The sequence below is a fragment of the Pseudomonas sp. SC11 genome (genome assembly GCF_047039205.1).
GTDB classification, from domain to species: domain Bacteria; phylum Pseudomonadota; class Gammaproteobacteria; order Pseudomonadales; family Pseudomonadaceae; genus Aquipseudomonas; species Aquipseudomonas boreofloridensis.
Genome location: NZ_CP178183.1, coordinates 2,401,554 through 2,425,764, shown reverse-complemented (window position 1 = coordinate 2,425,764; position 24,211 = coordinate 2,401,554). Strand labels below are relative to the sequence as shown.

Annotated in this window: 8 protein-coding genes; 6 read left to right on the top strand and 2 right to left on the bottom strand. The window is 65.1% G+C overall.

Going from position 1 to position 24,211, the window contains the following annotated elements:
• The first annotated feature begins 125 nt into the window (after window positions 1-125).
• The 6 genes from ACK2SD_RS11025 (at window position 126) to ACK2SD_RS11000 (ending at window position 8,802) form a co-directional block, all read left to right on the top strand.
• Window positions 126-1,088, top strand: coding sequence for a site-specific integrase (locus tag ACK2SD_RS11025; protein ID WP_412462124.1), 963 nt, complete (start codon window positions 126-128; stop codon window positions 1,086-1,088).
• Between the two features lie 69 nt (window positions 1,089-1,157).
• Complete coding sequence (locus ACK2SD_RS11020; protein WP_039578237.1) at window positions 1,158-1,805, top strand: DUF1345 domain-containing protein; 648 nt, start codon at window positions 1,158-1,160, stop codon at window positions 1,803-1,805.
• 256 nt (window positions 1,806-2,061) lie between these two features.
• Window positions 2,062-2,322 (top strand): DUF1652 domain-containing protein, encoded by a 261-nt coding sequence (locus tag ACK2SD_RS11015; RefSeq protein WP_029615193.1) that lies wholly within the window; start codon window positions 2,062-2,064, stop codon window positions 2,320-2,322.
• Between the two features lie 152 nt (window positions 2,323-2,474).
• Window positions 2,475-3,500, top strand: coding sequence for an IS110 family transposase (locus tag ACK2SD_RS11010; protein ID WP_412460344.1), 1,026 nt, complete (start codon window positions 2,475-2,477; stop codon window positions 3,498-3,500).
• A gap of 968 nt (window positions 3,501-4,468) precedes the next feature.
• Complete coding sequence (locus ACK2SD_RS11005; protein ID WP_412462123.1) at window positions 4,469-6,133, top strand: cyclic peptide export ABC transporter; 1,665 nt, start codon at window positions 4,469-4,471, stop codon at window positions 6,131-6,133.
• 224 nt (window positions 6,134-6,357) lie between these two features.
• Window positions 6,358-8,802, top strand: a complete 2,445-nt coding sequence (locus ACK2SD_RS11000; protein ID WP_412462122.1) for a TonB-dependent siderophore receptor — start codon at window positions 6,358-6,360, stop codon at window positions 8,800-8,802.
• A 265-nt stretch (window positions 8,803-9,067) separates the two neighbouring features.
• On the opposite strand, the gene ACK2SD_RS10995 is transcribed toward ACK2SD_RS11000, so the two are convergent.
• Window positions 9,068-17,716, bottom strand: coding sequence for an amino acid adenylation domain-containing protein (locus ACK2SD_RS10995; RefSeq protein WP_412462121.1), 8,649 nt, complete (start codon window positions 17,714-17,716; stop codon window positions 9,068-9,070).
• 1 nt (window position 17,717) lies between these two features.
• On the bottom strand, window positions 17,718-24,209 hold the full coding sequence (locus ACK2SD_RS10990) for an amino acid adenylation domain-containing protein (protein WP_412462300.1): 6,492 nt from the start codon (window positions 24,207-24,209) through the stop codon (window positions 17,718-17,720).
• Window positions 24,210-24,211: the final 2 nt, after the last annotated feature.

The window sequence follows — 24,211 nt, the reverse complement described above, 5'->3', positions numbered from 1 at the left end:
ATCAAAGTGCTATCGGCGCTGGAGAATATTTTAGTCGTCAATGGCCAGGCTGCGAGGCGGCCAATGGCGCCGTCTGCCGGGCTGGTTTATGGTGGCGCGATCACTGCGCCACAGCCTGCCCCGCCATGACCGACATCGAGCGCTACGTCCGCGCTGCCACCCGTGACAATACCCGCCGCAGCTATCAAGCCGCCGTCGAGCATTTCGAGGTGCACTGGGGCGGTTTCTTGCCCGCCACCGCCGACAGCATTGCCCGCTATTTGGCCGATCACGCCGGCCAGCATGCCGTCAGCACCTTGCGCCAGCGCCTCGCTGCGCTGAGCCAATGGCACCAGGCGCAAGGCTTTCCCGATCCGACCAAGGCGCCTTTGGTGCGACAGGTGCTGCGGGGCATCCGCACCCTGCACCCCACACTGCCACGCCAAGCCGCGCCCTTGCTGCTGCAGCACCTGCAGACGGCGGTGGATGGCTTCGAGGACGAGGCCCGCCAGGCCCAGGCACGGCACGATCTGCCTACGCTGCTGCGGGCCCGACGCGACGCCGCCTTGCTGTTGCTCGGTTTCTGGCGCGGTTTTCGCGGCGACGAACTGGCGCGTCTGCGGGTCGAGCATATCCAGGCCGAGCCTGGGGTTGGCATCACGCTGTTCCTGCCCCGCAGCAAGGGCGATCGCGAAGCCCTCGGGGTGCACTACCGCACCCCGGCACTCAAAGCGCTGTGCCCGGTGGCGGCCTACCTGCAGTGGATCGAGGTGGCCGGTATTGCCCGAGGCCCGGTGTTTCGCAAGCTCGACCGCTGGGGTCACTTGGGCGAAACAGCGCTGCACAGCAACAGCCTGATCGGCCTGCTGCGGCGCATGCTCGAACGCGCTGGAGTGCCTGCGACGCTGTACACCGGGCACTCGTTGCGCCGCGGCTTCGCCACATGGGCGACGAGCAACGGCTGGGAGCTCAAGGCGTTGATGAGCTACGTGGGCTGGAAAGATGCCAAGTCGGCGCTGCGTTACATCGAAGCCGGTCAGGCGTTCGGCGAGTTGGCGCTGCCGACGGCCAAGTACACGCCCCACGCGCTGCCTGACGCGGCGAAGTGAACGCCTGGCATCGCGCATCGTCTCAGCTCGAGCTAGCCTTCAAGCACCCCTTCTGCCCATCGAGCGTCCATGGCCTTTCATCGTCTGACCCGTTCCCATCCTCGCCTGACCCTCGGCACCCTGGCCGGCCTGCTCGGCGCCTGGCTGATCCCCGCCGACGACTGGACCCAACGCTTCCTGGCCGGCTGGAACGTCGGGGTCTGGCTGTACCTGATCCTGGTGCTCTGGCTGACCTGGCGGGCGACGCCGGACACGGTACAGCGGGTGGCCAACGTCGAAGACGAGAACGCGGGCCTGGTGCTGTTCACCGTCTCCATCGCCGCCATCGCCAGCCTGGCTGCGGTGACCTTGGAACTGGCGGCCAGCCGCGACCTGCATGGCAGTGCGCAGATGATGCATTACCTGTACACCGGCTTCACCGTGGCTGGCTCGTGGTTGCTGATCGGCTGCATCTTCAGCCTGCACTACGCGCGGCTGTTCTACCTCGACAGCGGCGATCAACCGCTGCTGCGCTTTGCCGACGGCGAGCGGCGACCGGACTACTGGGACTTCCACTATTTCGCATTCACCATCAGCGTGGCGGTGCAGACCTCCGATGTGGGCGTCGGCGGCCGGGCCATGCGGCGGGTGGTACTGGGGCACTCGTTGGTGGGGTTCGTCTTCAACACGGCGATTCTGGGGTTCACCATCAACATCGCGGCCGGATTGCTGAGTTGACCGTCGGTCTGAAAGTGGCCTGAAGCTTGGCGGTGGGCGGGGGGCGCCCCGGTCGCGAACACCTGTGCTGGCGTGCTGTTGTGGCGTGCTGCTTGTCGGGCTGTTGGTGATGTCGATCACACAGGCTTCGAATTGTCATCAGGGCGGGAGGACACTGGTGTGGCAGCTGCTATGTTTAGTGTCTGCCGACTGCCTGGGTGGATGGATGAAGCGCTCCTGGGCAGGGGCTTTCGGGCTTCCGGTCGTGGAGGTTGGCATGAACAAGATGACGTTTCCCAATGCCTGCCAAGTGATGCGCTGGCATTTTCATCCTTTGGGTTTCGAGGCGAGCATGGATGCACCGCGGAGCATGGTCGCGCGGGTGTTCGATCGGGCTACCGGGGAGACGGTGCTGGCCATTGCCGGGATTCCTTGTACGGCGGTCATGGCGGCGGCGGATGTTGAGCGGATCATTGAGGCTGTCGAGGTGGAGTTGGAGGCTTTTAGTGTGGGGCGGGGGGTTGTTGGGTGGGTTTGAGCTAACAGCCTGCCGTCGGGCATATCCGGATTTTGGGGTGATGCTTAGTCACCTTTTCGCCCTTACGGCGACCCCCTTAATGAGATGGTCACCCCCGGCACCCTACGAGGCGTACGCTTTCGTAGGGTGTTTTTACTTCGGAGACCGTCATCATGAGCAACGTGACCCTGATCGGCATCGACATCGGCAAACATACCTTCCACCTACACGCCCAGGAAAAGTCCGGCAAAGAAGTGTTGCGCAAGAAATGTTCAAGGCCTCAGATGATGCGGTTTCTGGCCAATCATCCCCCTTGCACGGTAGTGATGGAGGCCTGTGCCGGCTCACACTGCCTGGCGCGAGAAATCAAAGCGATAGGGCATGAAGCAAAGCTGATTTCACCTCAGTTCGTTAAGCCTTTCGTCCAGGGCAACAAGAATGACTTTGTCGATGCGCAAGCCATCTGTGAAGCCGCTTCCCGACCTTCCATGCGCTTTGTGACGCCAAAATCGCCTGAGCAGCAGACGCTCTCTGTTTCTCATCGGATGCGTGAATCACTGATTCGCGACCGGACCAAAACGGTGAACCAGATGCATGGTTTCCTGCTCGAGTTCGGCGTCAGCCTGCCAACGGGACTGGCGGTGATCAAACGCCTCGCTTCAGTGCTTGAAGAGCACGACCTGCCTGTACGCCTCGTCGCACTGCTGCAGCGCCTGCATGATCACTTCGTCTACCTGACCGAGCAGATCAAGCTGCTGGATGAAGAGCTGGCAAGCCAGCTGGCTGACGATGATCTGGGTAGTCGCTTGCTGACTATTCCGTGTGTCGGGCCGATCACCGCCAGCCTGCTGGCCGTAGAAATGGGAGATGCTCGGCAGTACGGCAGCAGTCGTGATTTTGCAGCATCCGTAGGCTTGGTCCCCAGGCAATACAGCACCGGCGGCAAGCCGGCTTTGCTGGGAATCAGCAAACGTGGCGACAAGAACCTTCGGCATTTGCTGGTGCTCTGCGCCCGTGTCTACATGCTTCGTTTGAAGTACCAGAGTGGCCCATTGGCCGACTGGGTACGTACGCTATCAACACGACGCCACTCCAACGTGGTGGCCTGCGCGTTGGCCAACAAACTGGCACGCATCGCGTGGGCCATTGCCACTCGACACTCGCAATATGAAACGGAGCCAGGCGCGCTGAACGCCTGACCCCGTTGTGCTGCACCGAGTTTTACCATCAGGTTTTGCGATAGCTGAACAACGGATGAAATAAACGGCCGATCGGCCTGGCGATGATCCTGGAAGAAAAATTGGCTCTCAGAAGCCGCTTACTTTATTAGGATCGCCAGGTGCGAATACTCATCGTGGCGCGGGATACCAGCCCAATCGACGCCGGATAGATTTACGCAAGCCATCCATTTCACCCAATGATCAGTATTGCAAAAAAGGGGGTGACCATAGATTTTTCTTGGAAAAAAGGGGGGCAAAAACCGCTTGCTCCCGCATACGGCCCCTGCGCTGCGCGCAGGGGTTCCCTCGCGCCGGCGTCGCTCCGGGAGGACCGCGCTTAGGGGCCGTCCTGGCCCCAAGCGCTTGACGGGCATCCATGCCCGTCACCTCCCTGCGCAACGCCTATGCTCGGCCTCCTGAGGTCGCGGTTGGCGGTGTTTGAGCTACCGCGCACTAAGATCAACGGCAACGGCAACGGCAACGGCGATTTGATCGCGCAGCGCTCCAGAACATCTGCCCCACCGCCCTGCTTCTAAGCGCGCGCCAGTTCAGACGCCGCCCATCGCGACCTCAGGAGGCCGAGCAGAGGTGGCATGGAGGGGGTTGACGGGCATGGATGCCCGTCAAGCGCTTGGGGCCATGGATGGCCCCTAAGCGCGGCACCCCCGGAGTGCCACCGGCGCGAGGGAACCCCGCAGCGCAGCGAAGGGGCCGGATGCGGGAGCAAGCGGTTTTTGCCCCTCTTTTTTCCAAGAAAAAAAAGAGGGTCGCCGTAAAGGCGAAAAGGTGACTAAGCCTCACCAAAGCCACCGGATAAGCCCCCAAACCACCAGTCCCCCACCCCACCCCCCCCAAAAATCCCCAAGCCAACTAAATCCCCCCCCAAAAAAGTCGTCTAAGGAGAACGCAGCAGCCCCCAGCACGAACGCTCACCCAAGAGACCCCCAATGACCCCCAAGCCCCCCAGCCTAGCCCAGGAAACCCTGCGCCTTCTCAAGCCGTTCTGGTCACTGGTAGCCCTGTCAGCCGCCCTAGGCGTGATAAGCGGCCTCAGCGTCACGGCCCTGCTGGCGACCATCAACCGCGCCATGAATTCCGCAACCGGCCCCGGCACCGACATCGCCGTGCTGTTCGCCGGCCTGTGCCTGCTCACCCTGGCCTGCTCGACCGCCTCCAACCTGCTGACCAACTACGTCGGCCAAAACGTGGTAGCCAGGCTGCGCCGCGAGCTCTCGGCCAAGGTGTTGGTCGCTCCCATCGCCCAGCTCGAGCGCTACCGCGCACACCGGCTGATCCCGGTGCTGCTCAACGACGTCAGTACCCTCAGCACCTTCGCCCTCTCCGTGGCGCCGATGGTCATCGCCTTCACCGTCACCCTCGGCTGCCTGGCCTACCTCGCCCTGCTGTCCTGGCAGATCCTGCTGATCACCCTGCTCACCGTCGTGGTCGGCACCGGCGCGCAATTCCTCGCTCACCGCTATGGCATGCACAACATCCTCAAGGCCCGCAACGCCGAAGACGACCTGCAGAAGCATTACCAGGCGCTGTCCGGCGGCGCCAAGGAACTGCGTATCCAGCGCCGTCGCCGCCAGCACATGCACGACCAGGCGATCCATGGCGCCACCGAACGCATCTGCCAGGCCAACATCCGCGCCGCCAACATCTTCGTCAGCGCCGAAACCTTCGGCTCCATGCTGTTCTTCGCCGTGATCGGCGTGGCCATCGCCTTCCAGGCGTTCTGGCCCAGCACCGAGCGCAGCGTGCTCGGCGGTTTCGTGCTGGTCATGCTTTACATGAAGGGCCCGCTGGAGCAATTGATCACCAATCTGCCCGCCATCAGCCGGGCGCAGATCGCCCTGCGCCGCATCGCCGAGCTCTCCCACCGCTTCTCCTCGCCCGAGCCGCACCTGCTGGTCAGCGACCGCACCCCGAACGTGACCCAGGTGCGCTCCATCGAACTGCACCAACTGCGCTACGACTACCCACCGGTAGAGGGCAGCCAGCCGTTCCACCTGGGCCCGGTGGACCTGACCATCAAACAGGGCGACATCGTCTTCATCGTCGGCGAGAACGGTTGCGGCAAGACCACCCTGATCAAGCTGCTGCTAGGTCTCTATACCCCGCAACAGGGCGAAGTGCGGCTCAATGGCGAGCCCGTCACAGCCCAAAGCCTGGATGACTATCGCCAACTGTTCACCACCATCTTCGCCGACTACTACCTGTTCGACGAACCGCTGCCCGGCCAGGCCGAACTGCCGCCAGAGGCCAGCAAGTACCTGGAACGCCTGGACATCGCGCACAAGGTCAGCATCCGCGACGGCAGCTTCACCACCACCGACCTGTCCACCGGCCAGCGCAAGCGCCTGGCGCTGATCAACGCCTGGCTCGATCAACGCCCGGTGCTGGTGTTCGACGAGTGGGCCGCCGACCAGGATCCAGCGTTCCGCCGCGTGTTCTACACCGAGCTGCTGCCCGAGCTCAAACAGCAGGGCAAGACCCTCATCGTCATCTCCCACGACGACCGCTACTTCCCCATCGCCGACCAACTGGTCCGCCTGCACGCCGGCCAGATCATGGTCGAGCACAATCCCCGCTCCGCCCTGCCCGCGTGACCGACCTCGGGGCGGGGCCAGCGCCGCCCCACCTGGGTTAAATTCCCCCGCGCTCGACTCGTTCTCCCAGTGCCGCACGCAGAATCCGCACCTGCTCGAAAGCAGTCGCAGAAAAAAATCGCGACCGGAAGGCTTTTTGTTTCCGGTTTCGGCCTGCGCACGCGTCTCACTCGCAACGGAATAATTTTCATTTACTTGCGTACCTTGGATCGAGCCGACAAAAAATGCCAACACCACACTCCACACTGAGCCCCCTGAGCAAAGCCCTGATGCTGCGCAAGCTGTTGCGTGGCACCCCGGCGATGACCGCCCTGGGCCTGGCCCTGTCGATGCCACTGGCCGCCCAGGTGCAGGCCCAGGAACAGGACTTCGACATCCCTGCCCAATCGCTCTCCAGCGCCCTGCAGGCCCTGGGCCGCCAGGGCAACCTGCAGGTGCTGTTCAGCCCGGAAAGCGTGCAGGGCCTGCGCAGCAGCGCAGTCAAAGGCCGTTTCACGCCCACCCAGGCAGCTGGGGAGCTGCTCAGGAACAGCGGAATTCGCTTCAGCGTGCAGGGCAATACCCTGATCATCAGTGGCGCGGCCGAATCCGGCGCGGCCATGACCCTGGATGCCACCACCATTTCCGGGCAGACCCTGGGCACCACCACCGAGGGCAGCAATTCCTATACGACGGGCGCGGTGACCATCGGCAAGACCGCGCAAACCCTGCGCGAAACGCCGCAGTCGGTGACCGTGGTCACCCGCAAGTTGATGGATGACAAGAACCTGGTCTCGCTCGACCAGGTCATGGCCCAGACCACCGGCATCACCCGCGCCAACCGCGGCTATGGCAACCACCACTTCAGCTCCCGCGGCTTCGACCTCGAAGACGAAAGCTACATGGTCGACGGTGTGCCTGGTCAGGCTTACGCCTATACCGGCTGGATGTCCCCGGACATGGCCATGTTCGACCGCGTCGAAGTGCTGCGCGGCGCCTCCGGCCTGCTGGTCGGCGCCGGCAACCCCGGTGGCGCGGTCAACCTGGTACGCAAGCGCCCCACTGCCGATCCACGCTTCACCGTCATCACTCGCGCCGGCTCCTGGGACAACTACCGCCTGGACCTGGACGCCAGCGGCCGCCTCAACCCTGAAGGTACCCTGCGTGGCCGCATGGTCGCCTCCTACGAGGACCGCGGATATTTCACCGATGTCACCAAGTCCAAACGGCCCCTGCTGTACGGCATTCTCGAAGGCGATCTGAGCGACGCCACCACCGTGGCCGTCGGTCTGCGCCGGCAGACCTCGCGTACCAACGGTTACAGCGTGCTTGGCATTCCCAACAACCCGGATGGCAGCAATCCGCACCTCAAGCGCTCGACCTACCTGGGCCAGGACTGGACCACGCTGCAGACCAACATCGACGAAGTGTTCGCCGACCTCACCCATCACTTCAACGACAACTGGAGCGCCAAGCTGGCGATGTCCCATTCCGAAGGCGGCTACAACCGTAGCGCCATCGAATGGGATGCGGGCGACACGCTGGAGTACGGTGCGCCCGGCGGGCCGGTGGTCAATGACGTCAGCTACCACAAGTTCGACGTCACCTCCGACGCCGTCGATGGCCATCTGGACGGCACCTTCGAGGCCTTCGGCCTGTCCCATCAAGTGACCCTGGGCGCCAACTGGTCCAAGCGCAAGATGAACGACAAGGACCGCAGGGAAGAACTGCCCGACCCCATCCCGCTGAACGTCTACAACCCCAGCCACAACAACATCCCCGAGCTGGCACGCCAGGGCTGGGACTATGCCGACGACACCATCGATACCCGCTATGGCGTTTACCTGAGCACGCGCCTGCACGCCACCGAAGCCCTCAGCTTCGTGCTCGGCGGACGCCTGAGCTGGTACAAGAACGAAGCCTGGGACGGCCCTAAGGTCACCACCAGCCGCCAGGACAAGGAATTCACCCCCTTCGTCGGTGCGATCTACGACCTCAACGATCAGTGGTCCTGGTACGCCAGCTATGCCGATATTTTCCTGCCACAGTCGCAGTACCGCACGGTCTCCGGCAGCGTGTTGGATCCATCGATCGGGTCGAACTACGAAACCGGCATCAAGGGTGAGCTGTTCGACAAGCGCCTGAATGTGTCCTTCGCCGTGTTCTACATCGAGCAGGAAGACAAGGCCGTTCAAGATTTCGAAAACCGCGGCAATTGCCCGACCGACCCCGCGGGACGCTGCTGGCTCAACGGTGACGGCATCAGCCGCAGCAAGGGCTTCGAAGCCGAAGCCACCGGTGAAGTATTGCCCGGCCTGCAAGTGGCGGCCGGCTATACCTACAACACAACCAGTTCCCCCGGTGGCGGCCCGATCTCGGCGCAGACCCCCAAGCACATGGTGCGCTTGAACACCAACTACACCCTGCCTGGCGAATGGAACCGTTGGAGCGTCGGCGGCGGCATGTCGGCGCAGAACGCCTACGACGACGCGGCAAACGAAACCCGCAACAGCGGCCGAGCGATCTTCGATGCGCGTGCCGCCTACAAGATCGACCAGCACTGGACCGTGGGCGTGGACGTCGAGAACCTGTTCGACAAGAAGTACTTCGACTCGCTGGGCTACTGGACCCGTGGCACCACCTACGGCACCCCACGCAGCTACATGCTCAGTCTGCGAGGCGACTTCTGATCGGCTGAATGACGCAAACGCAACGCCCCCTCTTGAGGGGGCGTTTTTGTTTGCCTGTGAACCTGCAGGGTCCAAGCCCGCTTCACCGCTTGGGCAAGGTATGCGACACCGGATGATCATGCGTTTGTTGTTCGTCTGCAGCGCATGATGTCCAGAAGCCAGCGCGGCTTCTGTTGGAGCGGCCTCGCGTCGCGATTGGACCGCAAAGCGGTCCCGACAATGTCAGCAGCGAAGCTGAAACCCGAGACCGCCAAACGCCAGCCCGTCAGCGCTGCCGCGCCAGCCGGGCCACGAGCCCATCCATGAACTCGGCCGCGTTGACGATACCCTCATGCCCATCGGCAACCACCGTCGAACTGGCCAGTCCATTGATCGACGCCTGTGTCACCAATCCAGCCTCGCCTTTGGCCACACGCTCGGCACTGCGGCTCTGGCTCGCCCACCAGCAGTCCACCTGAACCTGCAATGGCCGCAGTCGGAACGCTTCGCTGAGCGCCGAGTTGTGCTCGAGCAACGCGAAACCGTCGACAATGTCGCGTTGCAGGTTCACGTTCCGATGGACCTCGCGCAATTGCTCGGCGCTGACCTCGCCCAGCGCCGCAACGCGCTCGATCACCCACTCGGCGCGGTCGACGTTGTCCGGCAACGCGTGCGCCTGGGCGATCAACGCCAGGATGCGCGCTTCACCAACACCTGGAGCGAAGGCCAGCAAGGCGCGCAGCAGGCTTTCGTCCGCCGCTTGCACGACAGGCTCGGCCACGTCGGTCTCGCTGTCCTGCAGTCCGCTGACGTCCGCTGGCAGCAAGCTGTCGACCAAGCCGACGAAACCCACCTGCTGTCCCATCTGCTCCAGACGATGCGCCACTTCCAACGCCAGCGCACCGCCCAGCGACCATCCCAGCACATGATAGGGCCCCTGCGCCTGGGTGGCGCGAATCTGCTCGACGTAGTAGCCCACCATGTCCTCCCACGAGCGGTCGACCCAGCCCGGCACGGCGTAGCTTTTATTGACCACGCCGTACACCGGACGCTGCGCGGCCAGGCGCCTGGCCAGCGGGTAGTAGGCATAGGCGGCCCCGCCGCCGGGTGGCAGGCAGAACAACGCCGAGCGGTCCAGCGTGCAGGCGTTGAGGGCGACCACAGGCGAGGACAACCGATCGTTGCCACCGCCAATGAAGCTCGCCAGCGCTTCGAAGTCTGGCATCAGCATGAACTCATGCAGGCTGATCTGGGCAGAGAAGGTTGCCCTGAGCTTATTGACCAGCGTGATGACTAGCAGCGAATGGCCGCCCAGCTCGAAGAAGTTGTCGTGCAGACCCACCTGCTCGACGTTGAGCACTTCACTCCAGATCGCAGCCAGTTGCTGTTCCAGTGCCGTGCGCGGGGCGACGTAGCCTTTTTGCAATTGGCTGGCGTCCGGCTTGGGCAGGGCCTTGCGGTCCAGTTTGCCGTTGGCGGTGAGCGGCCAGGCGTTCAGCACCTGGAAATGGGTCGGGACCATGTAATCCGGCAGTTGAGCTTTCAGGTGCTGCTTGAGCGCTTCGCGCAGTTCGCTGTGATTGAACTGCGCCTCCTGCGGGATCAGATAGGCCGCGAGTTGCTTGCCCCCGGCCCCGTCGATATCCAGCACCAGCACTTCGCGTACGGCCTCGTGAGCGTGCAGGCGGGCTTCGATTTCACCCAGCTCGATGCGGAAACCGCGAATCTTCACCTGGTGGTCGATGCGGCCGACGTATTCGATCACTGCCTGGCTGCGGTAACGGGCCAGATCGCCGGTGCGGTACAGACGACCACCTTCGTTTGAGAATGGGTCCGGTACGAAGCGCTCGGCGGTGAGCGAAGGACGGTTGTGGTAACCGCGTGCCAAGCCCGCGTGACCAACATGCAACTCGCCGCTGCAACCTGGGGCTACCGGGTTGAAATCGGCGTCCAATACGTACATCGACAAGTCAGGAATCGCAGCGCCGATGGGGCTGCTGCTCTGATGCGTGTCTTCGAAACGAATCGGGCGATAAGTCACGTGCACCGTGGTTTCAGTGATGCCGTACATGTTGACCAGGTTGTCGCAGTCTTCGCCGAAACGCTCGAACCAAGGTTGCAAAGCAGGCACGTCCAAAGCTTCGCCACCGAAGATGACGGAGCGCAGGGCCAGGTCGGAAGCGCTTTCACACGCGACGCGCATCAGCGGTTTGAACGCCGACGGCGTCTGGTTCAGCACCGTGACGCCCTGCTCTACCAGTAACTGGTGGAAGTCTTCAGGAGAACGCGTCACATCACGCGGCACGATCACCAAGCGCCCGCCGTGCAGCAGCGCACCGAAGATTTCCCAGACCGAGAAGTCGAAGGCGTACGAGTGGAACAGGGTCCAGACATCATCAGCACCGAAACCGAACCACTCATCCGTCGCCTTGAACAAGCGCAATACGTTGTGATGCGGGAGCAAGGTGCCCTTTGGTTTGCCAGTCGAACCGGAGGTATAGATCACATACGCCAGGTTATCCGGCTGAGTCAGGTGCTCAGGATTTTCATCGCTGTAGCCATCAAGATCGGCTTCAAGCACAAGGCTGCGCACCGAAGCCGGCGCGGGCAGATCGGCCAGCAGGTGCTGTTGAGTCACCAGTAGCGCAATACCGCTGTCTTCAATCATGTAGCTCAAGCGATCCTGCGGGTAGTCCGGGTCCAACGGCACATACGCCCCGCCCGCCTTGAGGATCGCCAGCAACCCGACGATCATCTCGATCCCGCGCTCCACCGCCAGGCCCACCAGCACATCCGGTCCAACACCCTGCTCGCGCAGCTTGTGCGCCAAGCGGTTCGCACGGCGGTTCAAGCCGTCGTAGCTCAGCGACTGCTCGGCAAAGGTCAGCGCAATGGCCTGCGGTGCCCGCGCCACCTGGGCTTCGATCAGCCCCTGAATAGACTCAGTGCTCGCAAATCGCGCAACCTCCCGCGCCACCACGCCGCCAAACGCCAACTCACCCAAGGCCCGCTGCGGCCCCTGCGCCATCCCCTCCAGCAGTTCGAGGAAATGCCCCGCCACCTGCTCGACAGTCGACTCATCGAAGCACGCCCGGTCGAACTTGAAGCTGGCCAGCAGCTTGTCGCCCACTTGAGCGACCAGGGTCAGCGGATAGTTGGTCTGCTCCTGGGTCTGCACCTCACCGAACAGCAGCCCTTGCGGCGCGTCTTCCTGCAACGCCTCGGACACCGGATAGTTCTCGAACACCAGAATGTTGTCGAACAACGCCTCGCCGCTGCGACCGGCCCAGCGCTGAATGTCGTACAGCGGCGTGTACTCGTGCTCGCGCAAGGCCAGGTTCAACGCCTGCACCTGCTGCACCCAGTCCGTCATGCTCAGCTCAGGACGTGGACGGGCGACCACAGGCAAGGTGTTGATGAACAGCCCGAGCTGTTCTTCGATACCTGGGAGGTCCGCCGGACGTCCCGCCACCGTGGCACCAAAGGCCACGCTCGACTGCCCGGTGTAGCGCTGCAACAGCATCAGCCACGCCGCCTGCACCAGGGTATTGAGGGTCACCCGCTGCTCGCGGGCGAATTCGGCCAGACGCTGCGTACGCGGCGCATCGAGCACCGCGTTGCACTCACCCTGCCCCTCTGCGGGCCGCGCGCATTTGAGGACCTGCGCCAAGCGGGTCGGCTCGTCCAGCCCGGCGACGCGTTCGCGCCAGAACTGCTCGCTGAGCGTGGCGTCCTGCGCTTGAAGCCACTGGATGTAGTCGCGATAGCGCCGTGACGAGGTGGCCGGGGCGTGTCCGGCATAGCGCTGCAGCACTTCCCCGAACAACCGTGAACTGCTCCAGCCATCGAGCAGGATATGGTGATTGGTGAACACCAACTGGTGCTGCTGTTCGCCGGTGCGGATCAGCGCCAGGCGCAGCAGCGGCGCGCGGGCCAGGTCGAAGCCCGCAGCCAGGTCCGCCTCGGCCCACTCGCGCAGACGCCGCGCCTGATCCGCCTCGTCACGCCAATCCAGCTGGATCACCGGCAGCGCCAGGTCACGTTGCACCACTTGCACGGCGCGGTCGAACTGGCTGATGAAGCTGCTGCGCAGGATCGGATGCTGGTCGATCGTCGCTTGCCAGGCGCCGATGAAGTGCGGCACGTCCAGCCCCTGCACGCTCAGGCGCAATTGGTTGACGTACTGACTCGCCGCCTCGCCGGCTAGGCTATGGAACAGCATGCCCTGCTGCATGGGCGACAGCGGGTAGATGTCCTCGATCGACTGTGCCGGCATCGGCAAGGCCGTCAGTTGCGGCTGAGTCAGGTGTGCCAGGGGGAAGTCCGAAGGCGTCACGCCCGCTACCTCGGGACGCAGGCAATGGGCGATCAGCTCGCGCAGCACCTGGCCGAATTCGTCGGCCAGCGCCTGCATGCGCGCCGGCTCGAAGCGCTGGCGGCTGAAACTCCAGTCCAAGGTCAGGCGCCCGGCATACACCTGGCCGTCGATACTGATGGCGCTGCCCAGCGGCGCCTCGTCGCTCTGCCCTTGCCCGGCGCCCTCGGCGGCGAGTGCGAACAGGCTGGTCTGGCTGTCGAAACTGCCGTCGAACTGGCCCAGGTAGTTGAACACGATATTGCCCTGGGGCAAGGCGCTCAGGCGCTCGCGCGCAGGCGCCTCGCCCAGGTAGCGCAGCAGGCCGTAGCCGATGCCTTTGTTCGGCACTGCCCGCAGTTGCTCCTTGACCGTCATGATCGCCGCGCCCACGTCCTCGACCGGGGTCAGTTTCAGCGGGTACAGGCTGCTGAACCAGCCGACCGTGCGGGTGATGTCCAGGTCGTCGAACAGGTCTTCACGGCCATGCCCTTCCAAGCGGATCAGCGCATGGTCTTCGCCCGTCCAGCGGCAGATGACCCGCGCCAGGGCGGTCAGCAACAGGTCGTTGACCTGCGTGCGGTAGGCCGCCGGTGCGTCCTGCAGCAATTGCCGGGTCAGCTCGGCGCTCAGCTCGGTGCGCACCGACACCTCATGACGGCGCTGCTGACCCCCTTGGGCATCATCCCAGGGCAAATCGTCGGACAGACCACCCAACTGCGCCTGCCAATACGCCAGCTCCGCCTGCAACGCCGGGCTCTGGGCATGGATCTGCAGGTGCTCGGACCAGGCCTTGAGCGAACTGCCGCTGGCCGGTAGCGATAGCGTCTGCCCCGCTGCTGCAGCCAGACACGCCGTTTGCAGGTCTTCGAGCAATACCCGCCAGGACACCCCGTCCACCACCAGGTGATGGATCACCAGCAGCAGACGCTGCTGCCCATGCGGCAGATCGATCAGCACCGCCCGCAGCAGCGGGCCGTGCTTGAGGTCCAGGCTGCGCTGGGCCTCGTCGGCCAGTTCGGCGATGCGCGCCGGATCGTCCAGGCGGTGGTGCCACAGCACCTGCGACAGGTCGAGGCTGGCGTACTCGCCGTGCCAACGCCCTTGGTCCTGCACAAAGCGCAGGCGCAAAGCCGCATGCTGCTCGACCACGGCAGCCAGCGCCGTGTGCACCTGCGCCACGCTCAGCGGCTGACGCGGGGTCAACAGCACCGCCTGGTTCCAGTGCTGGCGCTGGGGAATCTCGGTGTCGAAGAAACGCGCTTGAATGGGCAGCAACGGCACCCGACCGTCCAGCGCCTCACGCGCCACCGGCGCCGGCTTGGCCTCGATGCGCTTGGCCACGGCCGCCAGTTGACCGATGGTCTGCTGCTCGAACAGTTGCTTGGGACTGAGCTTGAGACCCTGGCGCTTGGCCCGGGCGATGATCTGCAAGCTGAGGATCGAGTCGCCGCCCAGCTCGAAGAAGTTGTCGGTGCTGCCGATCGGCTCGCGCTTGAGCACCTCGCTCCAGATCGCCGCCAGGGTCTGTTCGATGTCGCCCACCGGCGCTGTGTAGCGCTGCTGAACCGCATCGGGCCTGGGCAGCGCACGCTTGTCCAGCTTGCCGTTGGCGGTCAGCGGCAAGCGCTCGAGCAGCAGGATCTGCGCCGGCACCATGTAATCCGGCAAGCGCGCCTGCAAGGCCCCGCGCAGCGCCTCGGCCTGCAGTTCGACGCCGGATGCCGGTACTGCCCAGGCCAGCAGTTGCAGGCGCTCGGCATCGCTTTCCAAGGGCACGGCCAGCACCACGGCGTCCTGCACCCCTGGTTGAGTGCGCAACAGTTGGCCGATCTCGCCTGGCTCGACCCGGTAACCGCGGATCTTCACTTGGTCGTCACCGCGCCCCAGGTACTCCAGCACACCCGCCTGCACCCGGGCGCGGTCACCGGCACGGTACAGACGCTCACCGTGGCGCGCCTGCGGATCAGGCACGAAGCGTTCGGCGGTCAGCCCTGGCTGGCCGATATAGCCCTGGGCCAAGCCCTCGCCGCCCAGGTACAACTCGCCAGCCACTCGCTCGGGCAAGGGGTTCAGGTACGCGTCCAGCACCCGCGCCTGACCGTTGTCCAGGGCGTGCCCCACGGGCACGCTGCGCCAAGCGCCGGCCGTCTCGCCCACTTCGTGAGTGAGGATACCGACGGTGGTTTCGGTCGGCCCGTAGTGGTTGACGATGCGACAGCCCGGCTGCAGCCGGCGCACCTGCTCGACCAGCGCCCAACTGCTGGCCTCGCCGCCCAGGATCAGCACCTGACGCGGCAGCACCCGCGCCGGGTCGGTGGCCTGCAGCAGGCCTTGCAGGTGGCTCGGCACGATCTTCAGGACATCGACCTGATGCTGGTCCATGTAGCGCGCGAAGGCGTCCGGATCGAAGCCTTGGTCGTGATCCATGAGGTGCAGCAAACGGCCGCTCGCCAGCGCCCCGAACAGCACCGTGTGCCCCAGGTCGGCGGCCACGGTGGAGACCATCGCCAGGCTGGCGTCGGTCGGCAGGTCCAGGCGTTGCAGCACGCCTTGCAGGTAGTTGGCCAGGGCACCGTGGCTGACCACCACGCCCTTGGGCTGCCCGGTGGAACCGGAGGTGTAGATGATGTAGGCGGCCTGGCCGGGCAGAATCGACACGGCGGGCGGCCGCTCGCTGCCGCCTTCATGGCGCGCCGCGTCGAACGCCAGCGCCGGACACACGCCCAAGGCGGCTGCCTGGGCATCGCCCGGTGCATGAACCAGCAGACGCGCCGCACTGGTGCGCAGCAGGTGCTGCAAGCGCTCGGGCGGCTGGCGGCCGTCCAGCGGCAGGTAGGCGGCGCCCAGCTTGAGCACGGCCAGCAGGCTGGTCACCCAATCGATCGTCCGTTCCTGGCACAGCGCCACGGTCATGCCGGCGGCGATGCCCTGCTCGCTCAGGTGATGGGCGAAACGGTTAGCCCTTCGCTCCAGCTCGCCATAGCTGATCTGAACCTCGCCTTCGCGCAGCGCCGGACGCTCGTCACCGGCCGCCAGGGCCTGGCGCCACAGGGCCAGGAAGTCGGCGCAGGGCCAGTTTCGAGGCGTGGCGGGGAGCTGTACCGCCTGGTGATCGGGATGCGCGAGCAACGCGTCGTGGGGGTGATCGGCCAGGGTTTGCAGCACGCGCTGCAGCGAGGCGGCCAGGCGTTCGATGGTCGCGACCTCGAACAGATCGGTGCTGTAGTTGAAATAGCCGAGCAGCCCGTCAGGCGTCTCGCTGAAGTCGTAGGCCAGGTCGAAGCGGGCATCGCGGCCCTCCAGCGGATAACCGCTGACGGTCAACTCGCCGAGGGTCTGACGCGATTGCGCGGCGTCCTCGCCGTCGCTCAGGTTCTGATTGAGCTTGACCTGGAACAACGGGTTGTGGCCCAGGTTGCGCTCCGGCGCCAGGGCATCGACCAGATGCTCGAACGGCAGTTCCTGGTGCGACTGCGCACCACTGACCACCTGGCGCACCTGCTCCAGCAAGGCCGCACCGCTCTGGCGCTCATCCACTTGTATGCGCAGCACCTGGGTATTGATGAAGAAGCCGATCAGGCCCTCGACTTCCTTACGGTTGCGCCCGGCATTGGGCGCCCCGATGCGGATATCGGCCTGACCGCTGTAGCGCGACAGCACCACCGCCAGCGCCGCCAGGGTCAGCATGAACAGGGTGTGGCCGTTGCCGCGCGCCTGGGCCTTGAGCCGCTCGGTCAACTCGGCGGGCACGTCGCAGCGCAGCGTCGCGCCCCGGTAGCTGGGCTGCGCCGGACGCTCGTGGTCCAGCGGCAGCTCCAGCAACGGGTGCTCATCGCCCAGTTGCTCGCGCCAGTACTGCAACTGCCGCTCGCCCTCCCCGGCCTCCAGCCAGGCGCGCTGCCAGATCGCGTAGTCGGCGTATTGCACCGTCAGCGCCGGCAGTTGCGGGTCACGTCCTTCGGACAAGGCTTCGTAGAGCTGCACGAACTCCTGCACCATCAGCTCGCCGGACCAGCCGTCGGAGACAATGTGGTGCAGGCACACGGCCAGCACGTGCTGGTCAGCGGCCACGCGCAGCAGGCGCACCCGCAGCAGCGGCCCTTCGAGCAGATCGAACGGTGCCTCCAGCGCCTGACGCACATGCTGGGCCAGGCACTGCTCGGGCTCCTCACCCGCCACCGGCTGCAGTTCGATCACCTGCAGGTCCAGCGGTGCGTCATCCAGCACCTGCTGGTGGTACTCGCCGTCCTCGCTGACGAAGCGCGTGCGCAGGCTTTCATGGCGCTGCACCAGCGCCTCCAGGGCGCGGGTCAACGCCGCCAGGTTCAGCGGCCCGTCCAGGCGTACGGCCGTGGGCACGTTGTAGAAACTGCTGTGCGGCTCCAACTGCCAGAGGAACAGCATGCGCTGCTGGGCGTACGACAGTGGGATGCGCGGGCTGTCGTGACGGGTCACGGCGATGGGCAGCAGGCGGAAGCTCTGCCCAGTCTCGTGCATCTTGTCGAGGATCTGCCGGCGCTGCTCCAACGCCAGGCCGACGAAGCGTTTGGCGATACGTTCTGCTGTGCTCTTGTCCATCTCAGACACCCGCCATTTCGTTCATCATGCGTTCGATATCGGACAGACCATCCTCGCTCAGCGACAGGCCAGTGGCGGCGCAGGCCGCAGCAAACTCGTTCAATTGCGGTTTCTCGAAAAGCAGGCGCAGGGCAACGTCGATGCCCAGGCCCGTGTTGATCTTGGAAATCAGCTGTGCCGCCAGCAACGAGTGCCCGCCCAGCTCGAAGAAGTCGTGATTCAGGCCCACCCGCTCGACCTTCAGCACCTCGGCCCACAACGCCGCCAATTGCTGCTCCAGCTCGCTGACCGGGGCCACGTAGGCCGTCTGCGCCTGCTCGGTGTCCGGGAGCGGCAAGGCCGAGCGGTCCAGCTTGCCGTTGGGCAGTTGCGGCATGCGCTCGAGCACCAGCAGGTGCTGCGGCACCATGTAGTCCGGCAGGCTGGCGGCCAGATGCGTGCGCAACTCGCTGCGCAGTGCCTCGTCGCCGTTTTGCCAGGCCTCGGCGACCAGGTAGGCGGCGAGCTGCCGGCCGGTCGCTGCGGGAATGTCCAGCACCAGCACGTCACGTACTGCCGGGTGTTCGCGCAGCCGCGCTTCGATTTCGCCGAGCTCGATGCGGAAGCCGCGGATCTTCACCTGATGGTCGATGCGCCCGGCGTACTCCAGTACACCCTGCTCGCCGCGATAGCGGGCCAGATCGCCGGTGCGGTACAGCCGTGCGCCTGGGGTGGTCGAGAACGGGTCGGGAATGAAGCGCTCGGCGGTCTGGCCCGGGCGGCCATGGTAGCCACGGGCGAGCAGTTTGCCGCCCACCAGCAGTTCGCCCAAGGCGTCGGGCAAGGCCAGGTCCAGCCCGCCATCCACCAGATGAATGGCGCGCCCGGCCAGCGGTGTGCCGATCGGGATCTGCCCCGGCAGCGATTGCTGGCCGCTGACGTAGGCGCTGCAATCGTGGCTCGTGACGCTGACCGTGGCCTCGGTCGGACCATAGGTGTTGACCAGGCGCACGTGCGCGAGCCCGGCCTGCTGCCAGGCCAGCACACCCTCGGCGGGCATCGCTTCGCCGCCCATGTGGATCCGCCGCAGTGCGCCGTAGTCACGCGGACCGCGCGCGGCGAAGTCCTTGGCCAGCAGGTACCAGTAGGCCGTCGGCAGGTCGGCGAAGGTCACGCCCTCGGCCAGCACCTGGCGATAGAAGGTCTCGCTGTCCCAGAGCTCCGGGCCACGCAGCAGCACGCGGGCGCCACGGATCAGCGCGGGGTACAGCTGCTCGACGAAGGCATCGAAGTTGAAGGTGGAGAACTGCAGCACGCAGTCGCTCGCTTGCAGCTCGCAGAAGTCGCGGGCCACCTGGGCATGCAGGCTCAAGGCCGAGGCGCTGATGGCCACCCCCTTGGGGCGGCCAGTGGAGCCGGAGGTGTACATGATGTAGGCCAGGTTGTCCGGGCCACCGAGCGGCGTCGGCGCGTGCTCGGGCAGCGGCTGCAACGGCTCGCGGTCCAGGCACAGGCTCTGCACCTGGGCCGGCAACTGCTGCAGTTGCAACGCGTCGGCGTGGCACAGCAGCAGAACGATGCCGCTGTCTTCGATCATGTGCGCCAGCCGCGCCTGCGGGTAGTCCGGGTCCAACGGCACGTAGGCGCCGCCTGCCTTCAACACCGCCAACAGGCCGACCACCATGTCCAGGCTGCGGGGCAAGGCGATGCCCACCCGCACTTCGGGACCAACGCCCAGCGCGCGCAGGCGATGGGCCAGTTGGTTGGCTCGCACGTCCAGGGCTCGATAGCTCAAATGCGCACCTTCGCAGCTCAGCGCGATGGCCTCGGGGGTGCGTCGGGCCTGGTCCTCGATCAGGTACTGCACCGGGCGTGGGTCGGCGCCCTGCAGTGCGTGCTGACTCCACTGTTCGAGGATCTGCCGACGCTGCGGCGTCTCCAGCAGCGGCAGCTCGAGAATGCGCTGGGACGGTTGTATGCATACCGCATTCAGCAGGCTCAGCCAGTGGCCCGCCAGACGCTCGACCGTCGCGGTCTCGAACAGGTCACTGGCATAGGTCAGGGTGGCACCGAGACCGTCCTCGCTGTCGAAGGTGTCCAGCGACAGATCGACATGGGCGGTGACCTCGTCCCAGGCCAGGCCTTCGATCGCCAGGCCCGGCACCTGACGCACCGGCGCTGCCGCGTGGGTCTGATGGTTGAACATCACCTGGAACAGCGGGTTGTGGCTCAGGCTGCGCTCAGGCTGCAAGGCTTCGACCAGGTGCTCGAACGGCAAGTCCTGATGCGCCTGGGCCTGTACGGCGGTTTCGCGCACCTGCTGCAGCAGCGCGCTGAAGGTGGTGTGCGGGGTGAACTGCGCCTTGAGCACCTGGGTGTTGACGAAGAAGCCGATCAGGCCTTCGGTTTCGGCGCGGGTGCGGTTGGCCACCGGCACGCCGACCCGGATGTCGTCCTGACCGGAGACGCGGTGCAGCAGGCTCTGGAACGAGGCCAGCAGCAGCATGAACAGGGTCACGCCCTGTTCGCGGGCCTGGGCCTTGAGGGCACTGGCCAGGGCAGGCGGCACGCTGACCGACAGGCTGCGCCCGGCATGGCTTTGAACGCTGGGCCGCGAGCGGTCGGTGGGCAGGTGCAGCACGTAGTGTTCCTGGCCCAGGTGCGCCAGCCAGTACTGCAACTGACGCGCCTGTTCGCCAGCCTGCATCCATTGGCGCTGCCAAGCGGCGTAGTCGGCGTACTGCACAGGCAAGGGCGGCAACTCGGTCGGTTGACCTTGGCCGAGCGCCAGGTAGCGGCCGACCACTTCGTCCACCAGGATCGGCATCGACCAGCCGTCGGCGACGATATGGTGCAGGGTGAGCACCAGCACGTGCTCGTCCTCGGCCAGACGCAGCAGGCGCACGCGCAGCAGCGGACCGCGCGCCAGGTCGAATGGCCGGCGCACCTCACGGGCTACCTGCTCGCGCACGGCGTGCAGCGAGGTGTCTTCCAGGGTTTCCATGACCAGCGTGAAGGTCGCAGGGCAATGGATGCGCTGCAGCGTCTGCTCGCCTTCGGCATGGAACGTGGTGCGCAGGGTCTCATGCCGGGCGATGAGCGCCTCGAAGGCCTGGCGCAACCATTCGGCGTTCAGCCGACCGCGCAGGTGCAGCGCAGCCGGGATGTGATAGGCCGCGCTGTCGGGCTCCAGTTGCCAGAGGAACCACTGACGTTGCTGTGCGTAGGACAGCGCCAGGGGCTGACTGCGATCTACCGGGATCAGTGCTGGTGCCTGACTGGCGCTGCCCTCGGCGGCGGCCTGGGCGAAGGTCGCCAGATCCGCAGATTCGAACAAGGTCCGCAGCGGTACTTCCAGGTTCAGGCGCTGGCGGATGCGTGAGGTCACTTGCGTGGCCAACAGCGAATGGCCGCCCAGCTCGAAGAAGTTGTCGTGCAGACCCACCTGCTCAACGTTGAGCACTTCGCTCCAGATCGCGGCCAGTTGCTGTTCCAGAGCCGTGCGCGGCGCCACGTAGCCCTTTTGCAATTGGCTGGCGTCTGGTTTGGGCAGGGCCTTGCGGTCCAGTTTGCCGTTGGCGGTGAGCGGCCAGGCGTTCAGCACCAGGAAATGGGTCGGCACCATGTAGTCTGGCAGTTGCGATTTGAGGTGTTGCTTGAGCACTTCGCGCAGTTCGCTGTGATCGACTTGCGCATCCTGCGCGATCAGATAAGCCGCAAGCTGCTTGCCCCCGGCCCCGTCGATGTCCAGCACCAGCACTTCGCGCACGGCCTCGTGAGCGTGCAGGCGGGCTTCGATTTCACCCAGCTCGATGCGGAAACCGCGAATCTTCACTTGGTGGTCGATGCGGCCGACGTATTCGATCACTGCCTGGCTGCGGTAACGGGCCAGATCACCGGTGCGGTACAGACGACCACCTTCGTTTGAGAATGGGTCCGGTACGAAGCGCTCGGCGGTGAGCGAAGGACGGTTGTGGTAACCGCGTGCCAAGCCCGCGTGACCAACATGCAACTCGCCGCTGCAACCTGGGGCTACCGGGTTGAAATCGGCATCCAGCACGTACATCGACAGATCAGGAATTGCAGCGCCGATGGGGCTGCTGGTCTGTTGCGTGTCCTCGAAACGAATCGGGCGATAAGTCACGTGCACCGTGGTTTCGGTGATGCCGTACATGTTGACCAGGTTGTCGCAGCCTTTGCCGAAACGCTCGAACCAGGGCTGCAAGGCAGGTACATCCAGGGCTTCGCCGCCGAAGATGACGGAGCGTAACGCCAAGTCAGCCTGACTGTCGCAGGCTATACGCATCAACGGCTTGAACGCCGAGGGCGTCTGGTTCAGCACCGTGACGCCCTGCTCGACCAGCAACTGATGGAAGTCTTCAGGAGAGCGCGTCACCTCACGCGGCACGATCACCAAACGCCCGCCGTGCAGCAGCGCACCGAAGATTTCCCAGACCGAGAAATCGAAGGCGTAAGAGTGGAACAGGGTCCAGACATCATCAGCGCCGAAACCAAACCACCCATCCGTCGCCTTGAACAAGCGCAACACGTTGTGATGCGGAAGCAAGGTGCCCTTTGGCTTCCCGGTCGAACCGGAGGTATAGATCACATACGCCAGGTTATCCGGCTGAGTCAGGTGCTCAGGATTTTCATCGCTGTAGCCTTCGAGACCGGCTTCAAGCACAAGACTACGCACCGAAGCCGGCACCGGCAGATGGGACAGCAGGTGCTGTTGAGTCACCAGCAGCGCAATACCACTGTCTTCGATCATGTAGCTCAGACGGTCCTGCGGGTATTCCGGGTCCAACGGCACATACGCCCCGCCCGCCTTGAGGATCGCCAGCAACCCGACGATCATCTCGAACCCGCGTTCCACCGCCAGGCCCACCAGCACATCCGGCCCCACGCCCTGCTCGCGCAGCTTGTGCGCCAAGCGGTTCGCACGGCGGTTCAAGCTGTCATAGCTCAGCGACTGCCCGGCAAAGGTCAGGGCAATGGCCTCGGGCACGCGCGCAACCTGGGCTTCGATCAGCGCTGGCAGGCACGACTCACGCGGATACTGCGCGCTAGCGCCACACTCAGCGAGCAGCTGTACGCGCTCGGCGTCGTCAAGCAGCGGCAACTGCGCCACGCGCTGCGCTGCATCGTCGCAGAGGGCCTGCAGTAGGGTGCGCCACTGCCGGGCCAGGCGCTCGACGCTGCCACGGTCGAACAGCGCCGTGGCATACGTCAGCGTAGCGTCGAGGCCTTGGGCGTGCTCGGCGGTATCCAGCGTCAAGTCGAACTGGCTGGTCTGGCTGCCCCACTCCAGCGCTTCGACACTCAGGCCCGCCACCTCGCGAATCAGGTCGTCGCCGTAGCTCTGGTGGTTGAACAGCACCTGGAACAGCGGGTTATGGCTCAGGCTGCGCTCCGGCTGCAACGCCTCGACCAACTGCTCGAACGGCAGGTCCTGATGGGCCTGGGCCTGCAAGGCCGTGTGCCGGACCTGCTGCAGCAGATCGGCGACGGTCAGCTGGGGCGAGAATTCGGCCTTGAGCACCTGGGTGTTGACGAAGAAGCCGATCAGGCCCTCGGTTTCGGCACGCGTACGGTTGGCGATCGGCACCCCGACACGAATATCGCGCTGCCCGGACACCCGGTGCAACAGGGTCTGGAACGAGGCCAACAACACCATGAACAGGGTCACGCCATGCTGGCGCGCCGTGGCTTTCAAGGCCTGCGCCAACGCCGGCGGGAGGTTGACGTTCAGGCGCGCGCCGGCCGGATCCTGCACCTGGCCGCGCGGGCGGTCCAGCGGCAGCTCCAGCAGCGGTTGCTCCTCGCCCAGTTGCTGGCGCCAGTAGGCCAACTGCCGGACCTGCTCGCCGCCTTCCATCCAGTTGCGCTGCCACGCCGCGTAGTCGGCGTACTGAAACGCCAAGGGTGGCAATACGCACGCCTGCCCCTGGCAGAAGCAGGCGTACAGGCGCACCAACTCATCGACCATGATCGGCATCGACCAACCGTCGGCCACGCTGTGGTGCAGGGTCAGCACCAACACATGCGCGTCTTCGTCCAGGCGCAGCAGACGCGCCCGCAGCAGCGGCCCCTGCTCCAGGTCGAACGGCTGTGCGACCTCCTCCGCCACCCGTGCCAGCACGGCAGCTTCGGTGACGGTCTCGACCGGCAGGTCGAATTCACTCGGCGCATGAATACGCTGCCAGGTTTGATCGCCGTGCTCGTGGAAAGTGGTGCGCAGGGTCTCGTGGCGGGCGACCAGCGCGCTGAAGCTGCGGCGCAGCGCCTGCATGTCCAGCGCGCCATTGAGCCGCAAGGCCGATGGGATGTTGTAGGCTGCGCTGTCCGGCTGCAATTGCCAGAGGAACCACTGGCGCTGCTGGGCATAGGACAGCGCCAGCGGCTGGCTGCGGTCGACGTGAGTGAATGCCGGCGCCTGCAGGCCCGTGCCCTGCTCGGCGCGCTCGGCGAAGGCTTGCAGGTCGGCAGCCTCGAACAGGCTGCGCAGCGACACTT